This is a genomic window from Acidovorax sp. Root219, from assembly GCF_001428665.1.
In the GTDB taxonomy this organism is placed as follows: domain Bacteria; phylum Pseudomonadota; class Gammaproteobacteria; order Burkholderiales; family Burkholderiaceae_C; genus Acidovorax.
In genome coordinates, this window is record NZ_LMIJ01000001.1 from 1 (window position 1) to 24,244 (window position 24,244).

The following is a 24,244-nucleotide window of genomic DNA, read 5'->3' on the forward strand; positions in this document are numbered from 1 at the left end:
AGCAGGCCGGAGCCCATGATGGATTTGAGGTCTTGCGGGTTCATGGTGGTGGCGGGGCTGGTGGGTGTCAGGGCGTTTCAACAGGTCATACAAGTGCTTGCAGCGCCCTGTTTCACGGGATTCATGCAAGGCCAAACGAACTTGCAGACCGGCTTGGGCAGAGTGGAAGCCGAACAGAATCTCGCTTCAAATCACGCAAAAAGGCTGCAATGGATGAATGTTAACGTTAACATTTGCGCAGACCATAGGGAAAACCCTTTGTTATGCGATGACCTCCCTACTTTTTGCGGATTGGCATCCGAGCGATGCCTGCCTGCCCGCCAGGGAACACAAAGGCCAGACGCAGCGAAGCGCCCCCCCGCGCGGGTGCCCCCCGCCCTGCCCGCCTACGGCGCCGCAGGCGCAGCCGCAAACACCTCGATGGCTTCGAGCGCCGACACCGAGCGGCCGGCCTTGCCATCGCCGGCCACCACCAGCCGTGCCATGCCGCGCGCCATGGGCTGGTCGTCCAGGCGGTAGGCGATCAGCACGCGCTGGTTGCCCAGCTCGGGGCTCATCTCGGCCAGCGATACCAGGGCCTGGTAGCCATCGGCCCCGGTGGCCACCAGGTACATGCCCTGCACGTTGGCACCGCTGGCGCTGTCGGCCTCGATACCGGCCACGGCGCTCAGCAGCGCCCACAGGTCCACGCCGGTGTAGCGGCGCTCGCCCACCACCTGCGTGACCGCCGGCAGCGCGCGCAGGGCCGCTTCATCAAGGCGCAGCGTGTTCTTCACCGCGCCCAGCACCTGCACCGCCTGCGACTGCGCCGCACCGCTGCCCGCGCCCACCGAGCCGGACGAGCGCACCTCCAGCCGCGTGAGGCCGGCCACGTAGCGGCTGCCCCGCACATCGCCCGGCGCGGTGATGCGCAGCGATGGCGCTGCCCCCGCGGCATCGGCATCGCCTGCCCCAGCCTCTGCATAGGCCACGATGCTGGCCTTGTTGCCAAAATCCGGGTGCAGCTCGCCCACCGAGAACACGGCGCTGTAGCCCTCGGCCCCGCTGGCGAGGACATAACGGCGCAACGCCGCCGCGCGCTGCCCATGGAGGTCCGTGGCCGCATCCGACTGCAGCGCGCAGGCCTGCAGCAGCGGCCACAGCGCCGCGCCGGTATAGCTGCGCGCCTGCGGGCCGGTGTCGTCCCTGAAGCTCACCTGCTGCTGCACCACGCCCTGCAGGCGCAGGTCCACGACCGACTCGGCGGCCACCGCATCCACGGCGCACACGACCTGCACGCGGGGCGGGTCGCCGGCCTGGGTGGCGCAACCCTGGACCAGCCACAGCACCGCAGCGCAGAGCGCGGCCTTCAGGGTCGTCGGCTGGATGCGCAGGCTGGGCATGAGGGGCTCCCGTTCATATATTCTGGTGATAAGCCCATTCTGGCACCGCCTGCGCAGCAGAAGGTGCCAGTAGCACCTGTTTACGCAATACGGTACCCACCGGGTTGGTAGACTTCTTGCATGCAGACGGGGTTGTGGCCCCGAGCGGGGAACTGCACCCAGCGCGATGCAGTCGCAATGCAACCCTTGCCGCCCGGCCTGCACGCCGCCCCCGTTTTGCCAACGCCCCAGAGCCCTGCCGCTTCGCACACTGCCTGCCCCGCATGAACCATGAGCCCAATTTCTTCGACAACCTGCGCGAGGAGCTGAAGGACGGCCGGCGCTGGCTGGACCGCTCCATCGTGCTCGCCTACGCCTGTGCCGCAGGCCTGTGCGTGGTGGCCTTCACCCTGCTGGCCGACGCGGCGTTCGAGCTGTTCCAGCACATCTACCAATGGCAGGGTGGCTGGGCCGTGCTGCTGTGGATGCCGGCCGTCACGGCCGTGGTGGTGTGGGCCACGCGGCGCTGGGCGCCAGGGGCTGCAGGATCGGGCATACCGCAGGTCATCACCGCACTGGATCCGGCGCTGGAGACAGGCAAGCGCGGGCGCTTCGTCTCGCTGTGGCTTTCGTTCGCCAAGATCTTGCTGGCCAGCGCGGGCTTCCTCGCGGGGCTGTCCATCGGGCGCGAAGGCCCCTCGGTGCAGGTGGCGGCCGGTGTCATGCACCATGCGCGCCGCTGGTTCGACCCGCGCTCGGGCATCACCGCGCATGCGCTGCTGGTGGCGGGCGGAGCAGCGGGCATTGCGGCGGCGTTCAACGCACCGCTGGCCGGCGTGGTGTTCGCCATCGAAGAGCTGTCGCGCAAGATGGAATCGCGCAGCAGCGGCGTGATCATCACGGCCATCGTGCTGGCCGGGCTGATGGGGGTATCGGCGTTCGGCAACCTGAGCTACTTCGGCCGCATCCAGGTGCCCCGCCTGGACTGGGACGCCCTGCTGCCCGGCCTGTGCGTGGCGCTGGCCTGCGGCGTGCTGGGCGGCCTGTTCGCCAAGCTGCTGGCCGCCTCGCTCACCGGCACCTCCGAGCGCATGTGCCGGCTGCGCGCGCGCTTTCCGATCCGCTTCGCGGCGGTCGGCGCGCTGGTGGTGGCGGTGATCGGCCTGGCCACCGGCGGCGCGACCTTCGGCGCGGGCTCCGAAGCGGTCAAGCACATGCTGGCCGGCGAGGCCGACATGCCGGCGTTCTACGTCACGCTCAAGTTCGTCGCCACCTGGCTGTCGGCCTGGCTGGGCGTGCCGGGTGGCATCTTCGCCCCATCGCTGTCCATCGGCGCGGGCGTGGGCCACAACGTGTCGCTGCTGCTGGGCGGCGACATAGCGCCCGCCCTCATCGCCATGGGCATGGCGGCCTTCCTCGCCGCCGTCACACAGGCGCCGCTCACGGCCTTCATCATCGTCATGGAGATGGTCGACGGCCACGCCATGGTGCTCAGCCTGATGGCGGCGGCCATGCTCGCCAGCCTGGTTTCCCGCATGCTGGCGCGGCCGCTGTACGAAACGCTGTCCCTGGCCATGCTGCAGTCCATGGTGCCACCGCCTGCGCCTGCGCCTGCGCCTGCGCCATCGCCATCGCCATCGCCCGTGCCTGCACCTGCGCCCAGGGCCGTCTCACCTCCCGCACCGCCGCCGTGACCTCGGCCCGCAACTTCCCCTGAGAAGAATCGCCACTGCGCACCAGCATGCATGCGCGCATGGCCGCGACCATGGCAGATGTCGCACACAGGCTTTGCCCTATTGGAGCCGAGCAGGATCGCCGCCACAATCCAGGCGCCCTCCTTCGATGCCATGGACGCCATGACCGCAGACCCCCTCGACCTCTTCCTTGCCCAATCGCCCTGGGTGTCTAGCCTCACCGCCGAGGAGGCCGCGCGTGTGCGCAAGGCGATCACGGTGCGCAGCTACCCTGCGGGCGGTGCGGTGTTTGCGCGCGGCACGCCCACGGCGCACTGGGCCGGGGTGATGGAGGGCATGCTCAAGCTGGACAACATCACCGCCGAAGGCCGCACCAGCACCTTTGCGGGCGTGCCCTCGGGCGCCTGGTTCGGCGAGGGCTCGGTGCTCAAGGACGAGCCCCGGCCCTATGCGGTGACGGCGCTGACCGACAGCGTGGTGGCGCTGCTGCCGCGCAGCGAGTTCCTGCGGCTGCTGCACGAGAGCCATCCGTTTGCGCTGTGGCTGATCGGCCAGCTCAACGCGCGCCTCGCCCATTACGTAGCACAAGTACAGACTGATCGGTTGGGCGACACCACGGCGCAGGTGGCCTACAGCCTGTCGGGGCTGTTCAACGATGCGCTGTTCCCCAACACCGCGCGGCGCATCACGCTGTCGCAGGAGGAGCTGGGGCGTCTGTCGGGCGTGTCGCGCCAGGTGGCCAACCGGGCGCTGCAGGAGCTGCAGGACCGGGGCGCCATCCGCCTGGGCTATGGGTCCATCGAGGTGATCGACCTCAAGGTACTCCAGGCGATTGCCCGCGAAGGCTGAGCCCTCAGCCTGCGGGCTCGGTCTGAACCTGCGCCAGCCGCGTGATCGCCTCGCGGCTGCCCGCGATCTCGCGCAGGCGGAACTTCTGGATCTTGCCGGTGGCCGTCTTCGGCAGCGTCTCGAAGACGACCCGGCGCGGGCATTTGAAGCGCGCCAGATGGCTGCGGCAGAAGTCAATCAGCTCCTCGGCGCTCACGCTGCCCACGGCATCGGGCTTGAGCTCCACGAAGGCGCAAGGTACCTCGCCCCAGCGCTCGTCGGGCTTGGCCACCACGGCGGCCAGCAGCACGGCGGGGTGGCGGTGCAGCACGTCTTCCACCTCCACCGACGAGATGTTCTCGCCGCCCGAGATGATCACGTCCTTGGAGCGGTCGGTGATCTGCACATAGCCGTCGGGGTGCAGCACCGCGATGTCGCCGGTGTGGAACCAGCCGCCCGCAAAGGCCTTGGCCGTGGCACCGGGGTTCTTGAGGTAGCCCTTCATCACCGTGTTGCCACGCAGCATGATCTCGCCAGCGGTCACGCCATCGGCCGGTACCGGCTGCAGCGTGTCGGGGTCGAGCACGCGCAGATGCTCCAGCGCAGCGGCGCGCACGCCCTGGCGCGCCTGCAACTGCGCGCGCCCGGCCTCGGGCAGGGCTGCCCACCCGGGCTGGCGCACACAGCTCACGGGCGTGCCCGAGACCTCGGTGATGCCGTACACATGGTCCACGTCGAAGCCCATGGCGGCAATCGCCTGCAGGATGGCGGCGGGCGGCGGCGAGCCCGCCGTGAGCACGCGAACCGGGCGCGGCAGCGCGATGCGCTCGTGCGCCGGCGCATTCGCCAGCATGGCCAGCACCGTGGGTGCGGCGCAGAAATGGTCCACGCCGTGCTCGGCAATGGCTTCGAATATCGCCTTGGCCGTGACCTTGCGCAGGCACACATGCGTGCCCGCCGCCGCCGTGATGGCCCAGGTGAAGCACCAGCCGTTGGCGTGGAACATGGGCAGCGTCCACAGGTACACCGGGCGGCGCGGCATGGCCCAGTCGGTCAGCTGCAGCAGGCTCATGAGGTAGGCGCCCCGGTGGCTGGGCACCACGCCCTTGGGGTCGCCGGTGGTTCCCGAGGTGTAGTTCAGCGCAATGGGGTCCCACTCGTCCTCGGGCCACAGGCCTTCGAAGGCCGGGTCGCCATCGGCCAGCAGGGCTTCGTAGTCGATTGCACCGAAGGCCGGCTGCGCGGGCAGGCCCGCATCGTGGATGGCGACCACCAGGGGCGGCTGGCCCAGGCCAGCGACGGCCTTGGCGGCCAGCGCCGCGAACTCGCTGTCCACCAGCAGCACGCGCGCCTCGCCGTGCTGCAGGATGAAGGCGATGCCCTCGCCATCGAGCCGGCAGTTGATGGCGTTGATGACCGCGCCGCACAGGGGGATGCCCAGGTGCGCCTCCAGCATGGCCGGCGTGTTGGGCGCGAGGATGGCCACGGTGTCGCCGCGCTGCACGCCGCGACGTGCCAGGGCACTGGCCAGGCGGTAGGCGCGCTCGCGGGTCTGGGCCCAGGTCTGCGTGCTGCCGGCATGCACCACGGCAATACCTTCGGGATGCACCTGCGCGCTGCGGTCCAGAAAACCCAGTGGCGTGAGCGGCAGGTGGTTGGCGGGGGTGCGCTCAAGGCCCGTTTGGTAAGGGCTGCGGTGGGGGGCGTGGCTCATGCTTGTCTCCATTTTTTTGCTGCGGTCATGCGTGGTAGGTGGTGAACGAATCGACGCTCTCGCGCTCCGTCACCAGCGTGTTCTCGATGCCCGCCGGATCGGCGTGGCCCAGGCTCATGCCGCAGACCACCATCTCGGTATCGGGGATGCCGAGCTCGGCGGCAATGACCCGGTGGAACTTCGTGAACGCCACCTGCGGGCAGGTGTCGAGCCCGCGCGCGCGGGCCGCCACCATCACGCTCTGCAAGAACATGCCGTAGTCCATCAGGCTGCCGGCCTGCATCACCCGGTTCACCGTGAAGATCAGCCCCACGGGCGCATCGAAGAAGCGGTAGTTGCGGCCGTGCTGGGCGTGCATGCGCGCCTTGTCGCCTTTGGCAATGCCGAGCAGGCCATACAGGTCCCAGCCCACCTTGCGGCGCCGGTCCACGTAGGGCGAGACCCATTCGAGCGGGTAGTAGTGGTAGGGCTCGGCGAGGGCTGTCGAGGCCTCGCCGTCGTTGTCCACAGCGGCGATGGCGGCGCTCAGCCGCTCCTTGGTGGCGCCCATGAGCACGTGCACACGCCAGGGCTGGGTGTTCATACCCGATGCCGCATGGCGCGCCACGTCGAGGATGGCATGCACCTCGCCCTGCCCCACTGGTGTGGGCAGAAAGGCGCGGATGCTGCGCCGCGAGACGATGGCCCAGTCCACCGCCTGGCGCAGCGGCTGGGCCGCGATAGGGGCCGCGTGGGGCGACCGATCAGGGTGCGCAATGGAAGGGTCGGGTGCGGCCGTGGGCAGGGATGAACAGGTCATGCCGGCATGCTAGGCATGGCCGCCGTTCGTGACTGTCGATGCGATGACATTCCGGGAAATCCCGGCCCCCGGCTCAGGGAAGAAAAAGCACCAGCCCGAACACGGCAAACAGCGTGAGGTGCATCAGCCCCTGGATCGGCGAGCTGCGCTGCCCGTTGAAGCTGAGCATCGAGAGTACGACCGTCAGCACCAGCAGCACCACCTCCGAGCCCGACAGGCCCATGGCCATGCGCTGGCCCGTGGCCACGCCGATGAGCAGCACGGCCGGCACCGTGAGGCCCACGGTGGAGACAAAGGCGCCCAGGCACAGGTTGACGGCGCGCTGCATCTCGTTGCCCATGGCGGCGCGCACGGCGGTGATGGATTCGGGCGTGAAGACGATGATGGCGATGAGCACCCCGCCCACGGCGGCAGGCGCTCCGGCGGCGGCGATGCCGTAGTCCGTCACGATGGCCAGGTAGTGCGCCAGCAGCACGATAGGCAGGACCAGTGCCAGCAGCACCAACGAGCGCACAACCATGGCACGCCGGCCTGCAGGTCCAGTCGCTGCCTGGGTCTTGCGGCTCCCGAGCGGCTGCGCCAATGCCGGCACCGCCATGCTGCCGGCCGCCGGCTGGATGAAGTAGCGCCGGTGGCTGCGCATCTGCAGCCACAGAAACGCCGCGTACAGGCCCGCCGTGAGGGCCGCCATGCCCAGCGCCTGCGGCGTGGAAAACGCGCCCGCCCCGCCCAGGTGGTTGGGCAGCACCAGCGCCGTGCCGGTGAGCAGCGCGATCATGCCCAGGTAGGCCGTGGCGCCCTGGGCGTTGTACTCCTGGTCGCCATGGCGGGCCGACCCGGCCACCAGGCAGATGCCGATCACCAGGTTCATGATGATCATCATCACCGCGAAGATGGAGTCGCGGCCGATGGCCGACGAATCGCCCGGCCCGAGCAGCACCGACGCGATCAGGATCACCTCGACGGAGACGATGGACAGCGTGAGCACCAGCGTGCCATAGGGCTCCCCGAGTTGCTGCGCAAGGTGGTCCGCCTCGTGCACCACCCCGAAGGATGCCGCGAGGATGGTGGCGAACAGCAGCCCGAAGGCGCCGGCCGCGACGCCCGCGGTCAGCGGCGCCGCCAGCCAGGTGCTGCCAAAGGCGATGAAGAGACCGGCCACCAGCCATGCGCCGGCCAGCAGGGCCCAGGTGGCGGGCGCCACCAGGCGCGGTTGGCCAGGGCGCGCGGGATGCGCTGCCGCGTTGTGAGGAGTTTTGCTAAGGTTCGGCTTGGGCATGTCGTCCCACTGTAGGAAAACAAGGGCCGTCCCCCGCGTGTCGGTACACGGCCGAAGTCGTCCACGGCCCGGCTGGCGCAGAGCGCGCAAGCCCCACCATGCTACCACCGAGCAGCGCAGGATGCGGGCCGCAAGCCCTGGCGCATGCACCGCTGGCAGCCCGCGCCAAACACACCTTCGGGGGTTTATCCGGTATGGCGCAATCGCAACCCTGGGCGTAACATGTTGTCACAAGAACACGAGGGCAACCAAGACACGAGGGCGATGCAATGGCCCACATGGTGCGCGACCGGCATGCAACCACCTCTTTGGCACTGGGGGCGCTGGGAACCGCTTTTGCCTTCGGTCTGGTGCTGCGCTCGGCCTTCCCGCACCTGGCGCTGGGCAAGGGCCTCGCCGATGCGATGGAGCCCGGCATCCATGCCGCGCTGATCCTGCTGCTCCTGGGTGCCGCACTGTGCCTGCGCGCTTTTCCCGACACCCACCGGCCGGCCCAGGCGGCGGCGTCGCTGCTGGCGCTGGCGGCCGGCCTGTACAGCGTGCTGGCCCTGTGGCGCGCGCTGGCGGGTCACGATGCGGCGGCCGACCTGCCCGGCTTCATCACCGGCAGCAGCTTGCGGGCCCCGGGGGCCCACAGCCTCTCGCCCAATGGGGGCGCGGCCTTCATCGCGGGTGCAGCCGCCCTGTGGTTCGCGGCCCCCCTGCGCCGCACCCGGCAGCGGCGCGCCGGCCTGCTGGCGCTGGCAGTGCTGGCCGCCGTGGCCACGCTGGGCCTGGCTGGCCACCTGATGGGGCTGGAGCTGCTGTACCGCGTGGCCTCGCACAACCAGGTGCGGTTGACCACGGCGGTGGCGCTATTGGTGCTGGGGGCAGGCATCTGGCAGCTGCGCGACAGGGTTCTCATCGACAGGGCACGCGACCCGCAGTGGCTGGAGCGGCGCATCACCTACCGCGCCATCACCGCGCTCACGCTGGTCGCCGTGGGCGGGGGCATCGCCGGCTTTGTCGCCATGCGCGAGACCTTCGAGAAATCGGTGCTGCAGGCCATGGAGCAGTCGGCCCGCACCTATGCGCTGGCGCTGGACGATGCGCTGCGCAGCAGCCTTGCGCTGTCGGCCGCCGTGGGCGACCACCACGCCGTGGCCCAGGCCATGGAGCGCCTGAGCGGCTCGCCGCGCGACGTACAGGCCGGTGAGCAACTGGAGAAGCTGACGGCCGGCTTTCTCATGGGCGGTGTGGACGGCGTGCGCTTTCTCGATGCGCGTGGGCACCTGCTACACACGGCCGGCCTGTTTTTGGGCGACAGCGCGCGCTCCATCGAGTCGCTGGACCTGGACGGGCCGCAGCAGGCCGAGCTGCGCTGGAACGCCGGCTATGTGCTGCGCACGCTGGTGCCCATGCACCAGGGCGGCACGGTGGTGGGACAGGTGGTGATGGAGCAAAAGCTCAGGCTGTTCGACAGCCTGATGGACCAGATGCGCCGCTCTACCGAATCGGCCGACGCCTTGATCTGCCGCCGCCGCGCCGACGTGGCCGCCTGCGCCCCGAGCCGGCTGTACCCCACGCCCTTCACCGTGCCCCTGTGGGCGGCATCGGGCAAGCCCAACCTGCCCGTGAGCCTGGCGCTGCTGGGCCAGAGCGGTGTGAACTATGCCCGCGACCTGCGTGGCGTGCCGGTGGTGGCGGGCTACGGCCCCATTGGCGGCTACGGCCTGGGCCTGGTCCTCAAGACGGACGTCACCACGCTGTATGCCCCCCTGCGCGGGCAGTTGCACCTGATCGTGCTGTCGGTCCTGGCGCTGGTGGCCGCTGGCACCTGGGCGCTGCGCCGCCGCGTGCGGCCGCTGCTGGCCACACTGGTGCAGGAGCAGCAGCGCACCGCCGACATCCTGAACACGGCCGGCGACGCCTTCATCGCCGTGGGCGCCGATGGCCGCGTGACCGACTGGAACCCCGAGGCCGTGCGCATGTTCGGCTGGAGCACCGCTGAAGCCATCGGCCGGGACGTGGCGCAGCTGATGGTGCCGCGCATCCACCCGCATGCGCCGCTCACGGACTTCGCGCAGCTGGTGAACCTGGGCAGCAACCAGGCCGTGAGCCGCCACACCGAGCTGGTAGGCCACCACCGCGACGGCAGCGAGGTGCCGGTGGAGATGATGATGACGGTGCAGCCCACCGCCAACGGCCCGATTGCCAACGCCTTCCTGCGCGACATCCGCTCGCGCCGCGAAGCCGAGCAGCGCCTGGCCCGCAGCGAGCAGCGCCTGCGCGACGTGCTGTGCAGCCTGCCGGCCGTGGTCTGCCATTTCGACGCCCGCCAGCGCTGCCTGTTCGCCAACGACTACGCGCTGCAGTCGCGCGGGCTGATCGCCCACCCGCAGGTCGGCCTGTACGCCCAGGAGCTGCTGGGCGACGTGCAGTACGCCCTGCACCTGCCCTACCTGCTGGAGGCACTGGCCGGCCGGCGCGCCCAGTTCGAAGGCTGCGTGGACCACGAGGGCACGCCCCGGCACCTGCAGAGCCACCTGATCCCCGAGTTCGATGCCGGCGATGGCGAGGGCAGCACCGGGCCGGCGGTGGTGGGCTTTTACCTGATGTCGTTCGACGTCACCGCCGTGAAGGAGCTGCAGCTGCGCCACGAGCGCACCGAGCGGCGGCTGCGCGCCATTGCCGACAACCTGCCGGTGATGATCACCTACATTGACCGCGCGCACCGGCTGCAGTTTCTGAACCACACCTTCGAGGAGTGGACCGGCCTGCCCATTGCCAACGCCCTGGGCAAGCCCCTGCCCGAGGTGATCGGCCCGGCCCTGTACGCCCAGCGTGCAGACCCCCTGCGCCGGGCCCTGTCGGGCCAGCGCGTGCAGTTCGAGGTGGAATCCCAGGCGCTGGGCATACGGCGCATCCTGCAGACCGACTACATCCCCGACATGGTGGCAGTGGGCGAGGTGCTGGGCATCTACACGCTGACCACCGATGTGACCGCCATCCGCCAGTCCGAGCGCCGCATGAAGGAGCTGGCCATGACCGACACGCTGACTGGCCTGGCCAACCGGCGCCAGTTCGACATCCACCTGGCTGCGGCCCTGCAGGCCAGCCAGGTCTCGGGCACGGGCATGGCGCTGATGTTCCTGGACATCGACCACTTCAAGGCCATCAACGACACCTGGGGCCACGCCGCCGGGGATGCGGCCCTGATCGCCATGGCCGAGCGGCTGCAGGGCGCCGTGCGCAGCACGGACTTCCCGGCGCGCATCGCCGGCGACGAGTTCGCCGTGGTGCTGCCCCATCTGTCGTCGTGCGATGAAGCGCAGACCGTGGCCGACAAGGTGCTGCACGCCATCCGCGAACCCCTGCCACTGCAGCACCACATGCCCCGGCAGATGACCACCAGCGTGGGCGTGGCCTACCTCGCCCCGGGCGACCCGTCGGTGCGCCCCACCGACCTGCTGCTGGCCGCCGACCGCGCCCTCTACGCAGCCAAGCACGGCGGGCGCAATGCCTGCGCGGTGCATGTGGTGGATCTGCGGGAGGTGGGGTGAGGGGGATACATCGGAGCGCTCCGGCCTGGCCGAGGCAACCACCGCGCCGCGATAATCGGCGCAGCCTTGGTTTCACGCCCTGCCCCCTGTTGCCCCCCTTTTCAACGGAGACACCGCATGCCCCTGCCCCCCGACGTACTCACCGAGATCGACGCCTTCGTGCGCGGTGGTTTTGAAGACCGCGAGCGCACCATCGAGATCCTGACCGAGGAGATGTACGAGCCCGGCGAGCTCGATGCCGCCGAGGTGGAGCACGCCGTCGATGCGGCCATGCGGGCGCACGACCAGGCGAAAAAGGGCTGGCCGGCCACGACCGATTGCGACCGGCTGGATGCCGCCTTCGACGCGCTGGCCCGCCAGGGCTTGGTAGCCCTGCAGAACGCGGGCTACACGCAAAGCGATGGCTATGGGGACGTGACCGAGGCTTGGCACAACGCGCCGGACCGGGCCGACATCGTGGGCTACTGCTTCTACCATGGCCAGGACCTGGCGCGCGCGGTGCATGGCGGCGGCCTGTTCCTCGCTTTCGGCCCCATGGATGCCGACACCGAGGAGACCGAGGGCCCGCGCATCGGCGCCCTCATCGCCAGCGAACTGCAGCGCGCGGGGCTTGAGGTACGCTGGAACGGCACGTTCAACCAGCGCATCTGCATTCCGGGCATCGACTGGAAGCGGCGCTGACCCCTGCATACCGACAGACCATGCTCCAGCTCGACCACCTGTCCATCATCGCGCCCTCGCTCAAACAGGGAGTGGCCCATGTGCGCGACTGCCTGGGCATCGACATGCCATTTGGCCGCCAGCACCCCGACATGGGCACCCACAACCACCTGCTCAGGCTGGGCGACGATGTGTACCTGGAGGTCATCGCCATCGATCCCGCTGCCCCTGCCCCGGCGCAAGCGCGCTGGTTCGGGCTCGATGACAGGGATGCGGTGCGGGCGGCCTGGGACAGCGGCCGCCGCCTGCGCGGCTGGGTGGCACGCACGCAGCAGATGGACGCGGTGCTGGCGCAGCACGGCCACCTGCTGGGCCGCAAGACCCAGCTGTCCGCCGGGGCCGCACCGCCCTACTTCTTTGCGATCCCTGCGGGCGGCGCGCTGCCGCTCGCAGGCGTGGCGCCTTCGGTGATCGACCGGGGTCAGCGCCCACCGCCGATAGCGTCGATGCCGGACCTGGGGGCGCGGCTTGTCCGCTTCACCATCGAGCACCCCGAGCCTGACATGGTGCTGGCCCTGTATGCCAGCCTGGGTATAGAGAACGCACCCCATGTGGAAAAAAGCGACCGCTTGCACTACCGCGCCGAGATACGCACGCCCGCAGGCATCAAGGCGCTGTACTGATCCGTGCCCTGGGTACTGCGCAGGCCGCCTTGCCGTGGCGGTGCGCTACGATGCCACGCCAGTGCGGGCAGGTTGCCTACCCCGCAATACCCTTCCATCACCTCCCCTGGTCCCTGCGCCGGGCACAACGGAGCTGTTCTTCTGACACGACGCCTGGATTCCTACAGCCTCCGGCTTTTTATCGCTGTTGCCCGCACAGGCTCCATTGCACGGGCGGCAGAGCAGGAGCACATAGCGCCGTCCGCGCTGAGCCGCCGGCTGGCCGATCTGGAGCATGCCTTCGGGACGGCGCTGGTGGTGCGCTCGCCGCGCGGCGTGGCGCTGACCGATGCCGGTCGCATCGTTTTCGAGCGGGGTGTCCGTCTCGACGACGAACTGCAGGGACTGCTGCGCGAAGTGCAGCTGCACAGCGACGAAGTCCGGGGCACGGTGCGCCTGTACGCCAACATGTCGGCCGTGGTCGGCTTCTTGCCCGAGCGGCTCAAACACCTGAAGGCAAAGTACCCGGGCCTGGACATTTCGCTGCACGAAGCGGATACGCGGGAAGTCATCCGCGCGTGCCTGGACGACAGGGCGGATGTCGGCGTGGGCGTTGCCGGCACGGTTGCGCCAGGGCTCGATTCTTGGCATTTTGCGAATGACCCTTTGCAGGTGGTGGTTCCCACGGGACACGAGTTGGGCCACCTGAAGTCGGTCGAGTTTGCCAAGGTGCTGGAGTTTCCGCTGATCGGGGTGCACCAGGGCGGCGCCCTCGACCAGACCCTGCATGAGCGCGCGCAGGCGGTGCAGATGCGGTTTGCGCCCGAGGTGTCGGTCAGCAGCTTCGACGCCGTGGGCCGAATGGTTGAGGCCGGGATGGGGATTGCCGTGATCCCGCAGAGCGCTGCTTCGGCCTATGCGGGCAATGCGCGCTTCACGCGGCTGCCGCTGGCGGATGCATGGGCGGACCGGGAGCTGCGGCTCTACGCCCTGCGGCGCACACCCCAGCTGCGCTCGGTCCAGGCGCTCATCGATTGCCTTTGCGGGTAATCCCGGACGTCGAGTTCCGCGCTATCCCCCGTGCCGTCTTGGCACTTCCCAGAGGGCGCGTGGATTCCGATGATCGGGCATGTCCATCCAGTCGCCCCACGCCCTGCGCTTTGCCCCACGCATCCTGTACCTGAGCCAATCGCCCGAGCTGGTGAGCAGGGCCTTGGCAGGCCAACGTGTCGCGCTGCCCGAAGCCCTGCCGCTGCGCGATGACATCTCCACCGACGAAATCACACCGATCGCGATCCTCACCCACTTCGATGAGCAACTGGGGCGCTACCCCTACACCGGCTTCAAGGCCGGTGGCCAGGCGCCCATCGGGGTGGACGCCCTGCGCACCAGCGGCATACAGGTGGTGGTGGCGGGCAAGCGCTACGGCAAAGGCTCCTCGCGTGAGCACAGCCCGGCGGCCGAAAAGCTCGCCGGCGTGCGCCTGGTCATCGCCGAGAGCTTCGAGCGCATCTACCGGCAGAACGCCGACAACATCGGCCTGATCACCTCCACCGACTTCGGGCTGATTGCGCGGATCGAGGCCGGCGAGGAAATCACCTGGCGCGAGCTGCTGACCGGACGGGATACCCTGGATGCCGCCGTGCTCGCAGGCGGTGGCCTGCTGCGCTTTGGTCAGGCGCACCTGGGCCAGGTGTCCGAGCCGCTGCCGCCAAGGCAGCCCCAGGCTGGGGGGCGCACCCTGTTCGAGAAGATCGTCGCGCGGCACGCACTGGCCACCGGGGTCACGCCGGCCAACCCGGGCCGGGGCGATGGCGCCTTCGTGCGTGCAGACTGGCGCTTCATCCACGAGTACTACACCGGCATGGCGGCCCACATGCTGCATGCCACCTTCGGCAGGCCATTGGTGCTCAAGGACCCCGGTTCGGTCATCGTGTTCGAGGACCACACCTCCTATGTGCAGGAGAGCCCTGCGCACGTGCGCGGCGGCCTGGTCCCCAACGTCCATCGCATGGTGCAGGCACAGCGCGAGTTTGCGCAGGCTTACGCACTGCGCACCCACCGCACCCTGACCGAGCAGGAAGCCCGCGACGACGACGGCGGCAACGTGGCCGGCATTTCGCACGCGATGATGGCCGAGCACTATGCCCTGCCCGGGCAACTGGTGGTCGGCACCGACTCGCACACCCCGCACAGCGGTGCGCTGGGCTGCGTGGCCTTCGGGGTCGGCACCACCGACATGGCCAACGCCTTCGCCACGGGTGCGGTGCGGCTGACGCTGCCCGAGACCCTGCGCATCGTTCTGGACGGCGCACTGCCCCCGGGCGTGACGGCCAAGGACGTGGTGCTGCACCTGCTGGCGCAGCCCGGCATCCGCGGCGGTGCTGGCGTGGGCAAGGTGTTCGAGTTCACCGGGCCGGCCATCGCAGGCCTGGGCACGGACGAGCGCGCGACCTTCACCAACATGACAGCGGAGCTGGGTGGATTCACCGGCATCGTGGCGCCCGATGAGGAGACGGTGCGCTTTCTGCGCGAGCGTCGGGGCGTGGATTTTGTGGTCGAAGACTGGATGTGCAGTGACCCCGACGCCACCTATGCCGACACCATCCGCATCGATTGCGCGAGTGTGCCGGCGATGGTCGCCTCCCCGGGCGACCCTGGCAACGGCCTGCCCCTGTCCGCCCTGGCCCACCAAGTACGCATCGATATCGCCTACGGCGGCTCGTGCACCGCAGGAAAGCGCGAAGACTTCGACCACTACCACAAGGTGCTGCGCTGGGCCGCAGACCGCAACCTCAGGGTGGCACCCGGTGTCGAGCTGTTCCTGCAGTTCGGAACCACCGCCGTGCGAGACCACTGCATCGCGGCAGGCTACCTCGACGCCTTCGAGCGGGTCGGCGCGCGCATCCTGCAGCCCTCGTGCGGCGCCTGCGGCAACTGCGGGCCTGGAGGATCGAGCCGGGCGGACCAGGTCACGGTGAGCGCCATCAACCGCAACTTTCCGGGCCGTGGCGGCCCGGGCAACGTGTGGCTCGCCAGCCCGCCGACCGTGGCTGCCAGCGCGATTGCCGGGGAGCTGGTGTCATTCGACGAACTGCAACAACGATTTCCCACTTGAAAAGAAAATGAAGGAGACACCACCATGAAATCCCCACCCACCAGGCGCAGCGCCTTGTCGCGGCTCGGCCTTTGCCTGGCGCTGGCCTCGGCATCACCGTGGACCATGGCCCAGCCGGCCATAGCAGGCTGAAGAAATACTCCCCAGATTCCAAGCCCGTCCTGCCCCACGGCCGCAGGTTGGTTCGCCTTTTTCACATTCCGGGATTAGCGTGCCCAATTGAGCGTTTTATTGCACTTCAGAGGCCGCTTTGGCCTTCGCTTGCCCTCAATGCGCCCCCTGCGGACGCACCTGTCCCAATTGCTCCAAAGTGCGCATGCGCACCAGGTTGTAGCCCGCCATCGTCAGCACGAACATCTGGTCCACGCGTTTGATTCCTCGCACCATCACCTGCCTCATGCCGCCCACGGTCTTGGCCCAGCCAAAGCCTTGCTCGATGAGCTTTCTCTTTTGCTGCGATACCGCGTAGCCTTCGCTTTGCGCAATCGCATCGGGCACAGCCGAGTTTCTGCCTGACTTGTTCTGCGCCACATGGGGAATGACGTTCATGGCATGGCAGGCCTCAATGAATTCGCGTGCGTCATAGCCTTTGTCCGCCCCCAGCGTGATGGTTCGCGTGGGATCGGCCTGCGCCTGTCTGGCGTCGTTGACCATGGCTTTGGCCGCTTCGCGCTCTGCGTAGCCATCGGCCAGCGTGACCACTGCATTGGCCACCAGGCCGTGGCGGTTGTCGCTCAGGGTGTGGCCCATGTAGCGCAGCTCGCTGGCGGTTTTGCCTTTGCGGTACAGCCGGGCATCGCCGTCCGTTGTGGATTCATGGGTGTCGTTGCTGCGCCGCTGGCCCTTGAAGTTGCCGCCATCGCTGTGGGCTTTGGCATCTGCATCAGGGCCGCCATCTGCTCTGTCACCATTGCCATCACCACCCGCGTCATCGTCGCCTTTGCGCACAAAGCTCTTGTGGCCCGCCCAGGCCTGGATGAGCGTTCCGTCCACGCTGAAGTGCTCGCCCGAGAGCCAGTGCTTCTTGTCGGCGATCTTGAGCACTTCGTTGAAGAACTCGATCACGGCGTCGTGTTCGATCAGCCGCTCGCGGTTCTTGGTGAACACGCTGGGCACCCAGACCTCATCGTCCATGGACAGGCCGATGAACCAGCGAAACAAGAGGTTGTACTGCACCTGCTCCATCAGCTGGCGCTCCGAGCGCACGCTGTACAGCACCTGCAGCAGCATGGCGCGCAGCAGCTTCTCGGGGGCGATGCTGGGGCGTCCGCCCTTGATGTCTGCTTCGTACATGCGCGAGAACAGGGCATCCATCTTGGCCAAGGCGGTGTTGACCATCTTGCGAACGGGGCGCAGGGGGTGCGAGGCTGGAACGAAGTCGTCGAGCTTGCGGACAGAGAACAGGCTCTCGGTGAAGGTGTCGGCGCCGCGCATGGGGGTCAGGGTCAAGCTATGTGGGTGGAACCGGTGAGCTTACCGGGGTTGGACTGCTGGGCTGGCTGAGCGGGAAGTATTTCTTCAGCCTGATAGGCGACAAGCCGATCCGCATGGTCGTGCCGCTGGCCGCCGGCTCCACGGTCGACGCGGTTGCGCGCGCGCTCGGGCCCAGCTTCGGGCGCAGCACCGGACATCCGGTGGTCGTTGAAAACATCGTGGGCGCCGGCGGTATCCCGGGTACCTCGCAAATCGTCAAGGCGCCCAAGGACGGGCTGACGCTGGGCATGATCTCGTCCAACCACGTCATCAACCCCGGCATCTACAAGACCATCCCGTACGACAGCCTCAAGGACATCACACCCATCGCCGTCCTCGTCACGGTGCCCCTGGTGCTGGCGGTCAATGCCAGGCTGCCGGTGAAGAACGTCCAGGAGCTGCTGGCCTATGCCAAGGCCCACCCCGGCACATTGAACTACGGCTCTGCCGGCAACGGCAGCACCCTGCACCTCGCCGGCGAGCTGATGATCGCCGAGACCGGCATCGACATGAAGCACGTGCCCTATCGCGGCACGGCCCCCCTCATCACCGACCTGGTGGGCGGCCAGGTGCAGCTGGGCTTCGTCTCGGTCTCGCAGGTCGCGCCCCAGGTCAAGGCAGGCACGCTGCGCGCATTGGCCGTGTCCACACCCCTGCGGTCATCGGCCCTGCCGGAGGTGCCCACCATGGCGGAAGCGGGTGTGCCGAAGTACAGCTTTGACGCCTGGATCGCACTGGTAGGGCCCGCAGGGCTGGGCAAGGCGGTGGTGGACAGCTACGCCAGCGCCATCAAGGCCGCAATTGCATCGCCCGAAGCACAGGCCGCCATCCTGGGCCAGGGCCTGATGGTCATGGACAAGGGCCCAGGCGAAGCGCCTGCCTTCTTTCAGTCGGAGCTGGCCAAGCACCAGAAGCTGGTCAAACAATCCGGCGCCACGCTGGACTGATGACCATGGCGACCATCCACACGGCCGACCTGTGCGATGAACTGGGCCCGGCTGCGCGGGTATGCCTGGCGCCATGGCGCAGCCATGGCGGCCGCCACGCAGTGTCAGGCCACGTGCAGACCCTGCGCACCTTCGAGGACGCCGCCCTGATCCGCCACACCTTGGGCACACCGGGCAAGGCGCGCGTGCTGGTCATCGACGCGGGCGGCTCGCTCAAGGCCGCCGTGATCGGTGATCGCATGGCGCGCATCGGGATGGACAACGGGTGGGCGGGCGTGCTCGTCTACGGAGCCATCCGTGACGTCGCCATCCTGCAGGGCCTCGACTTCGGCGTGTTTGCCCTCGGCAGCGTTCCAGCGCGTGGAGGGAAGGCGGGGACCGGCGAAGTCGGGGACGACCTGACCATCGGGAGCGCCTCGATCCGGCCGGGTGATTTCATCGCCATGGACCACGATGGGGTGGTGGTGACAGCGGGGATATCCACCACCAGGCACCCAGCGGGTTGAAGGCACTGCGCTGACCAATGCCTGGGGTGGCCTGCCATCTGCAGGCACGCCTAAAGCATGAGACCGGCCATCCATTGGTACAGCGGAATTCCCACCAGCAGATTGAAAGGGAACGTGACGCCCAGCGACAGCCCGATGTAGACGGCTGGGCGGGCCTCCGGGACCGCATGCCTAAGCACGGCGGGCACGGCGATGTAGGAAGCGCTGGCCGCCAGCACTGCGAGCAGGGTGGCGTCCTCGACACCCACCCCTGCCATCCGTGCAAATGCCAGCGCCAGAGCCGCATGCACCACCGGGCCCAGCACCGCGTAGGCAAACAGAGAGGGCGCCAGCGAGCGCAAGCCCGCCATCTGGCGCGCAGTCAGCAGGCCCATGTCCAGCAGAAAAAAGGCCAGCAAGCCTTTGAACAGGTCGCCGGTGAAAGGCTGCATCGCCTTCGCCCCCGCGGGGCCCGATACCAGGCCCACGAGCAGGGCGCCCACCAGCAGCACCGTGCCGCCGTCCGTGAGGGCTTCGCGCAGCACGCCCGCCATGCGCGGCGGTGCATTGCCGATGGCCATTGCCGCAGCGCCTGAGCCCCCAGCCGCCATACGCTGGGTGCGGGCCCACTGCGCACCCACCAATGCCAGCACGATGGCCGGCGACTCCATCAAGGCCATGGCTGCAGCCATGTACCCGCCGCCGGGGTTGCCCTGGGATTCCAGGATGTGCGCGGCAGTCACAAAGGTCACCGCGCTCACGCTGCCGTAGGTTGCCGCCACGCTGATGGCGTCCAGTGGAGGCAGTGCGCGCTTGAGAAACTGCCAGTCCAGCAAAGGGATGAGGATGGCCAACAGCACAGCGCACCCAAGGGCCGCCACGACAGCCGATGTCACACCGGTCTGGCCCAGCGCGAAGCCGCCCTTCAGGCCCAGGGCCATCAACAGGTACAGCGATAGAAATCGGGACAGGGGTGGCGGCACTTCCAGGTTGGAGCGCAGCAGCCCGGCGGCAACGCCGAGCACGAAAAACAGGATGGCGGGGTCCAGAAGAATGTTCATGGCTGCGAATGGTAGGGACAAGCTCCAATCGAGGAAAATCAATAGTATCGATACGAACCATAGATAAAACCCTATGCATGCCACCTTTCGACAACTGCGCCTTCTGGTGGCCTTGGCCGACACCGGGTCCATCACCGGCGCGGCCCGCGCATGCCATGTGACCCAGCCCACCGTGTCCATGCAGATCAAGGAACTGGCCGATGCCGTGGGCATGCCATTGCATGAACAGATTGGCCGCGCCCTGTACCTGACACCTGCCGGCGAGGCAGTGGCGGAAAGCGCGCGCGCCATGGTGGCGGAGTGGGAGGCACTGGAGCAGCGCATCGCGGGCCTGAAGGGCCTGCGGCAGGGACGTTTGCGGGTTGCGCTGGCCAGCACGGCCAAGTACTTCATACCGCGCATGCTGGGCCCCTTTTGCGCCAGGCACCCTGAGGTGGACATCGAGCTGCAGGTGCTGAACCGCGATGGCGTGGTGCAGCGCATGCGCGCCAACCAGGACGATCTCTACATCCTGTCCCTGCCTCCAGACGACCTGCCGCATGAGCGGCTGGCATTGCTGGACAACCCGCTGGTCCCGATCGCCGCGCTGGGCCACCCCTTGGCGGGCGCCGCCCGCGTGCGTGCCGCGCGGCTGCAGCAAGAGCCCTTCATCCTGCGCGAGCGGGGGTCAGGCACGCGGCTGGCCGGCGATGCGCATTTCGCGCGCCTGGGGCTGCACCCTCGCGTGCGGCTGGAGCTCGGCAGCAACGAAGCCGTCAAGCAAGCGGTGGCGGCAGGCATGGGGCTGGGCCTGGTGTCCCGGCACGCCCTGGCCGGCCAGCCTTCGGCGGAAGGGCTTGCCGTGCTGAAGGCGAACCGCTTCCCAGTGCCCTCCTCCTGGTCGGTGCTCTGGCTCCAAGGCAAACGCCTGTCGCCGGTGGCCAGCGCATTTCTGGAACACCTGCAGGAGCTGGCAACCCAGTGGGAGGTGCATTCCTGAAAGGCCCTGCAACGCGCAAGGCGATACCTGGCATCACCCGGCACATGCTGGCGGCGGGTGGTGGCACGCACATCGCCAACGACCTGGTGGGCGGCCAGGGGGACAGCGCCATGCTGGTGCTCTCCACCGCCATGCCTTTTCTCAAGGACGGCAAGATCCGGGCGCTGTGGAACTCGGACACCTTGCGCGTTCTGCAGTTGCCGCACATCAAGCGCATCGGCATGGCCATGCCCCTTTGGCAGAGACTCTTCATGAAGGCCGGTCCGCCTGCCGCCAGGGTGACTGCGGTCGACAAGGCTTTGCAGGAGTCGCTGGCGAAGCCCGAGCTGCGCCAAAAGCTGCAGGACGCGGGCATCTCCGTGGCACCGATGCACGGCCCCGAGTTCAAGGCCTTCATCAAGCCTCATGCTGCGCTGTACCGCGACATCGTGACCAGCTCGAAGATCACGATGGAGTGACGACTGCGGAGCGGCGCGGCTGGGGACCGCTTTGCAGCGGTTGCGGTCATCCGCCTTTCGTCGTCGAGCGCGTAATATCGGCCAAAAGCTGCCGCCCAATCAAAGACGCCGCTTGAGGAAAAGCGGTCATTTCTGTAGCGCATCTGGTAGGTGCAACAACCCGACTAGTCGCGTTGGCCAGGTGCCAGATTCGCACGGATCCACGACGACACGTCGGTCACCGGAATGGCGTTGAGTTGATTGAATGTGCCGGTCTTGTCCCATGCCACACCGCGTCCTTGGGAAAATGCCGCGCGGTATTTCCGCATCATGTTCTGCGGGTCGCGCGCCAGTTCGTCCAGCAGATATTGCTCGGACCATTCCGACTTGCTGAAGGGACGGCCCAGGGCTGCTTGCAGCTTGTCCGCTACTTCGCTGTATGTCACGGTGTCGCCAGCCAGAAAAACGATGTCGTTGCGGATGCGCGGTTGGGCGAACACGACAGCGGCCGTCAGCGCTCCGATATCTTCCGGCGTCGTCAGCGTCACCGCGGTGTCGCGGCTACCCAGGGCGTGTACTGCACTGTTTTTCAGATCCACGACGCCGAATTCCGACTCGAACAAGTAGCTCATGAACATGCCGGTGGAGATGATCACCCACTCCGTTTGGTGCTGACTGCGCAGCAACTCACGCACGTCCAGTTGCGCGTCGAAAATGTCCTGCGGGCTGCCTCGACCAATCACGTCGAAATCCACCCCGAACTGCCAGGGGAAGTACCTTGGAATGCGTGCTTGCAATGCGGCTCGCGCAAGCTTCATCGGCGTATTGATCCCGGCGGCATAACCCGCGCAGCCGATCACCGTGTCAAAGCGCGCGAACACTACGGCAAGCTCGTCAATGGAGCTTTTCACCAGATCGCCCACGACGATCTCGATACCGAGGTTGCGAATCTCTGCAACATCTCGCTGCTTGCCTGGTTCGGTGGATTCGACGGCGCTGGCGCGCAGCAGCACACTGATCTTCGCCCCAGTGACGTCCTTCGCGCGGCGTGCCAAGTTGCTCAGCACTGGAAAACCAAGTTCGCCAGCACCGAGAACGAGAATATTTTGCGACGTAGCGTTAGGATCTGATAGGTTCATCTGTTAGCCCATTTGAGAGAAAGTTGGGCCAGTCTAGCCACGCATCGTCGGCAATGTAAGAAGGCACACGCGTGATACCGGGAGCAAAACCACAGTGAATCGAGACGAAATTCTTCAGTACGCGCAGACCGTGTGTGACGGCTTGCGGGACGATGACGACGGGGTGCGGCGGGAGGTGCTCGCGCATGCCGGGAGCCGTTGGTCGCTCGGTATCGTCCACACCCTTGGCGTGTATGGCAGGCTCCGCCACGCTGAGATTGGCAGACGTATGCACGGGGTGACCCAGCGCATGTTGACGCTGACCTTGCGGCAGTTGGAGCGCGATGGGCTGGTGCTCCGTCACGACTTCGAAGAGGTGCCTCCCAAGGTCGAGTATGAACTTTCAGAAACCGGCATGGAGTTGCTGGTTCGGATGGTTCCGCTTTGGACATGGATCGTCGAAAATGCGGACCGCTTCAGGGAAGCTCGGCAGAACTTCGACAGCCAACACCGCGAAGCCAACTCTTAGTCACCAAACCGCAACCACTTGGAAGGTGCATTCGACGGCGCTAGCGGATGTCGCGTCCGTCAACCAAACGGGTGCGGCATGCACAATACGGTCGGTGTTGAAAAGCGAAGCCGCTATCCGCGCATTTCCACTGAACGTCGGCATCCAGCCTAAAACGGCCTTTGACTTTCATTTGCCTCATGGTAGTGCCACTTGCCAGAGCGGGAGGCGCAGAATGAGTCAGCGAAACCGCCCCGGGGATCACCAACCAGTTCCCCACGCGCCCAACCTGCGCACTGCACAATCCCCCGAATGCCACCGCAGCCTTCCTTTCCCACGCCCCATCCATCTTCACGAACAAAACCCCTCTGGCTGATGCTCCTGGCCCTGCTGTCAGGCTTCGCGCTCAGCCAGGCCTACCGCACCACCGCCTCCATCGTGGCCCAGGGGCTGCAGGTGGACTTTGGTCTGGGGGCCTCGTCGCTGGGCGCGTTTGCCGGGCTGTTCGGCCTGTCGTTCGGCGTCGCGCAGCTGCTCATGGGCATTGCACTGGACCGCTACGGCCTGCGCCGCACGGTGCTGGCGGCCGCGCCGTTGGGGATCGCCGGGGCCGCCTTGTCGGCGCTGGCGCCCAGTTATGGCTGGCTGATGGCTGGGCAGGTGCTGATCGGGGTCGGCTACTCACCGGCGTTTGTGGCGTGCACCCTGTTCATTGCACGGTATTTCTCGGTCGAGCGTTTTGCCTTTTACTCGGGCGTGAGCATGGGCGTCGGCAGCCTGGGCCTGATTTTCACCGGCACCCCGCTGGCCTGGGTGGTGCAGCATTGGGGATGGCGCACGGGGTTCGGTCTGCTGGCCCTACTGAGCGCGCTGTCGTGGATGCTGATTTTTGCGCTGGTGCGCGAGCCCGTGGTCCCTGACGCACCGCCCACCCCGCAGGAAAGCTGGGGGCAGTCGCTGGCGCGCTTTGCCGAGCTGCTCACCGTGCCGCACACCTGGGGCATCGTGGTGCTGGGCATGTCGTGCTACGCCGCGTTCCTCACGCTGCGCGGCCTGTGGCTGGGGCCCCTGCTGACCGACCGGTTTGGCTTCTCGCTGCTGGACAGCGGCAATGTGGCGCTGGCGCTCTCGTTGATCGCGGTCTTCACCCCGGCCGCGTTTGGGCGCATGGACCCGGGCGTGCACCGGCGCCGCGCCTGGATTGGCAACGCCTCGCTGCTGATGGCCAGCCTGTTTGCGGTGCTTGCCTTCGTGCACCACGGTGCCGCCACCGTGGTGCTCATTTTTCTCATGGGGCTGTTGTCCGGCTATGGCGTGCTGCAGTACAGCGACGCACGCGCGTCCTATCCGGCCGAGATGACCGGGCGCGCACTGTCGCTGTACACCATGTCCATGTTCCTGGGCGTGGCCCTGATGCAATCGGTGACCGGCGTAGTGGCCGCCTGGGCCGGGCGATGGGGCATCGAGCCTTACCAGATGGTGTGCCTGGCCATCGCTGCCTGGTTGGCGCTGGCTTCGCTGGCGTTCCGGCTTCTGCCGGCGTCGCCGCTGATCCAGCGACGCTGAACTTGCCTGAGAT

The 24,244-nt window shown here is 67.6% G+C and carries 20 protein-coding genes; 13 read left to right on the forward strand and 7 right to left on the reverse strand.

Translation table 11 applies throughout. The annotated features are described in order from the left end of the window. Positions 1–386: 386 nt before the first annotated feature. Complete coding sequence (locus ASE28_RS00005; RefSeq protein ID WP_057263580.1) at positions 387–1,382, reverse strand: hypothetical protein; 996 nt, start codon at positions 1,380–1,382, stop codon at positions 387–389. A gap of 263 nt (positions 1,383–1,645) precedes the next feature. On the opposite strand from ASE28_RS00005, the gene ASE28_RS00010 reads away from it, so the two are divergent. Together ASE28_RS00010 and ASE28_RS00015 are read left to right on the forward strand one after the other, a co-directional pair. After that, positions 1,646–3,055, forward strand: coding sequence for a chloride channel protein (locus ASE28_RS00010; RefSeq protein WP_057263584.1), 1,410 nt, complete (start codon positions 1,646–1,648; stop codon positions 3,053–3,055). A 162-nt stretch (positions 3,056–3,217) separates the two neighbouring features. Further along, positions 3,218–3,904 (forward strand): Crp/Fnr family transcriptional regulator, encoded by a 687-nt coding sequence (locus ASE28_RS00015; RefSeq protein ID WP_235516000.1) that lies wholly within the window; start codon positions 3,218–3,220, stop codon positions 3,902–3,904. Positions 3,905–3,908: 4 nt separating this feature from the next. On the opposite strand, the gene ASE28_RS00020 is transcribed toward ASE28_RS00015, so the two are convergent. The 3 genes from ASE28_RS00020 to ASE28_RS00030 form a co-directional block, all read right to left on the reverse strand. After that, positions 3,909–5,597, reverse strand: a complete 1,689-nt coding sequence (locus ASE28_RS00020) for an acyl-CoA synthetase (RefSeq protein WP_157421781.1) — start codon at positions 5,595–5,597, stop codon at positions 3,909–3,911. A 25-nt stretch (positions 5,598–5,622) separates the two neighbouring features. Further along, the gene (locus ASE28_RS00025; RefSeq protein ID WP_235516001.1) at positions 5,623–6,396 is read right to left on the reverse strand and encodes a nitroreductase; all 774 of its coding nucleotides are present in this window, start codon (positions 6,394–6,396) and stop codon (positions 5,623–5,625) included. Between the two features lie 73 nt (positions 6,397–6,469). Further along, positions 6,470–7,675, reverse strand: a complete 1,206-nt coding sequence (locus ASE28_RS00030; RefSeq protein WP_057263589.1) for a calcium:proton antiporter — start codon at positions 7,673–7,675, stop codon at positions 6,470–6,472. A 269-nt stretch (positions 7,676–7,944) separates the two neighbouring features. Between ASE28_RS00030 and ASE28_RS00035 the strand changes: the two genes are divergently transcribed. The 5 genes from ASE28_RS00035 (at position 7,945) to ASE28_RS00055 (ending at position 15,657) form a co-directional block, all read left to right on the forward strand. Beyond that, the gene (locus ASE28_RS00035) at positions 7,945–11,217 is read left to right on the forward strand and encodes a bifunctional diguanylate cyclase/phosphodiesterase (protein WP_157421782.1); all 3,273 of its coding nucleotides are present in this window, start codon (positions 7,945–7,947) and stop codon (positions 11,215–11,217) included. 117 nt (positions 11,218–11,334) lie between these two features. Continuing rightward, the gene (locus ASE28_RS00040; RefSeq protein ID WP_057263592.1) at positions 11,335–11,898 is read left to right on the forward strand and encodes a hypothetical protein; all 564 of its coding nucleotides are present in this window, start codon (positions 11,335–11,337) and stop codon (positions 11,896–11,898) included. A gap of 20 nt (positions 11,899–11,918) precedes the next feature. Next, complete coding sequence (locus ASE28_RS00045) at positions 11,919–12,560, forward strand: VOC family protein (protein ID WP_057263595.1); 642 nt, start codon at positions 11,919–11,921, stop codon at positions 12,558–12,560. 96 nt (positions 12,561–12,656) lie between these two features. Next, positions 12,657–13,589, forward strand: coding sequence for a LysR family transcriptional regulator (locus ASE28_RS00050; protein WP_369818107.1), 933 nt, complete (start codon positions 12,657–12,659; stop codon positions 13,587–13,589). Positions 13,590–13,668: 79 nt separating this feature from the next. After that, complete coding sequence (locus tag ASE28_RS00055) at positions 13,669–15,657, forward strand: aconitase family protein (RefSeq protein WP_057263597.1); 1,989 nt, start codon at positions 13,669–13,671, stop codon at positions 15,655–15,657. Positions 15,658–15,924: 267 nt separating this feature from the next. Here the strand turns inward: ASE28_RS00055 and ASE28_RS00060 are convergent, their stop codons facing one another. Further along, complete coding sequence (locus ASE28_RS00060; RefSeq protein ID WP_057263598.1) at positions 15,925–17,091, reverse strand: IS5 family transposase; 1,167 nt, start codon at positions 17,089–17,091, stop codon at positions 15,925–15,927. Between the two features lie 113 nt (positions 17,092–17,204). Between ASE28_RS00060 and ASE28_RS00065 the strand changes: the two genes are divergently transcribed. Beyond that, positions 17,205–18,077, forward strand: a complete 873-nt coding sequence (locus tag ASE28_RS00065; protein WP_082607781.1) for a tripartite tricarboxylate transporter substrate binding protein — start codon at positions 17,205–17,207, stop codon at positions 18,075–18,077. Between the two features lie 5 nt (positions 18,078–18,082). Then, on the forward strand, positions 18,083–18,583 hold the full coding sequence (gene rraA / locus ASE28_RS00070; protein ID WP_057264298.1) for a ribonuclease E activity regulator RraA: 501 nt from the start codon (positions 18,083–18,085) through the stop codon (positions 18,581–18,583). Between the two features lie 50 nt (positions 18,584–18,633). On the opposite strand, the gene ASE28_RS00075 is transcribed toward rraA, so the two are convergent. Then, positions 18,634–19,623, reverse strand: coding sequence for a sodium-dependent bicarbonate transport family permease (locus tag ASE28_RS00075; RefSeq protein WP_057263601.1), 990 nt, complete (start codon positions 19,621–19,623; stop codon positions 18,634–18,636). 73 nt (positions 19,624–19,696) lie between these two features. Here ASE28_RS00075 and ASE28_RS00080 point away from each other — a divergent pair, with 73 nt between their 5' ends. Then, on the forward strand, positions 19,697–20,602 hold the full coding sequence (locus ASE28_RS00080; protein ID WP_057263603.1) for a LysR family transcriptional regulator: 906 nt from the start codon (positions 19,697–19,699) through the stop codon (positions 20,600–20,602). A gap of 44 nt (positions 20,603–20,646) precedes the next feature. Next, on the forward strand, positions 20,647–21,060 hold the full coding sequence (locus tag ASE28_RS00085; RefSeq protein WP_235516002.1) for a tripartite tricarboxylate transporter substrate-binding protein: 414 nt from the start codon (positions 20,647–20,649) through the stop codon (positions 21,058–21,060). A 164-nt stretch (positions 21,061–21,224) separates the two neighbouring features. Here ASE28_RS00085 and ASE28_RS00090 read toward each other — a convergent pair whose 3' ends face one another. Next, positions 21,225–22,178, reverse strand: coding sequence for an aromatic alcohol reductase (locus tag ASE28_RS00090; protein ID WP_057263605.1), 954 nt, complete (start codon positions 22,176–22,178; stop codon positions 21,225–21,227). A gap of 94 nt (positions 22,179–22,272) precedes the next feature. On the opposite strand from ASE28_RS00090, the gene ASE28_RS00095 reads away from it, so the two are divergent. Both ASE28_RS00095 and ASE28_RS00100 read left to right on the forward strand, forming a co-directional pair. Next, a complete protein-coding gene (locus tag ASE28_RS00095; protein ID WP_057204745.1) occupies positions 22,273–22,686 on the forward strand; it encodes a helix-turn-helix domain-containing protein in 414 nt (137 codons plus the stop codon). A 354-nt stretch (positions 22,687–23,040) separates the two neighbouring features. Continuing rightward, positions 23,041–24,231 carry a nitrate/nitrite transporter gene (locus ASE28_RS00100; protein ID WP_369818102.1) on the forward strand — a complete coding sequence of 397 codons (1,191 nt, stop codon included), beginning with the start codon at positions 23,041–23,043 and terminating at the stop codon, positions 24,229–24,231. Positions 24,232–24,244 lie beyond the last annotated feature (13 nt).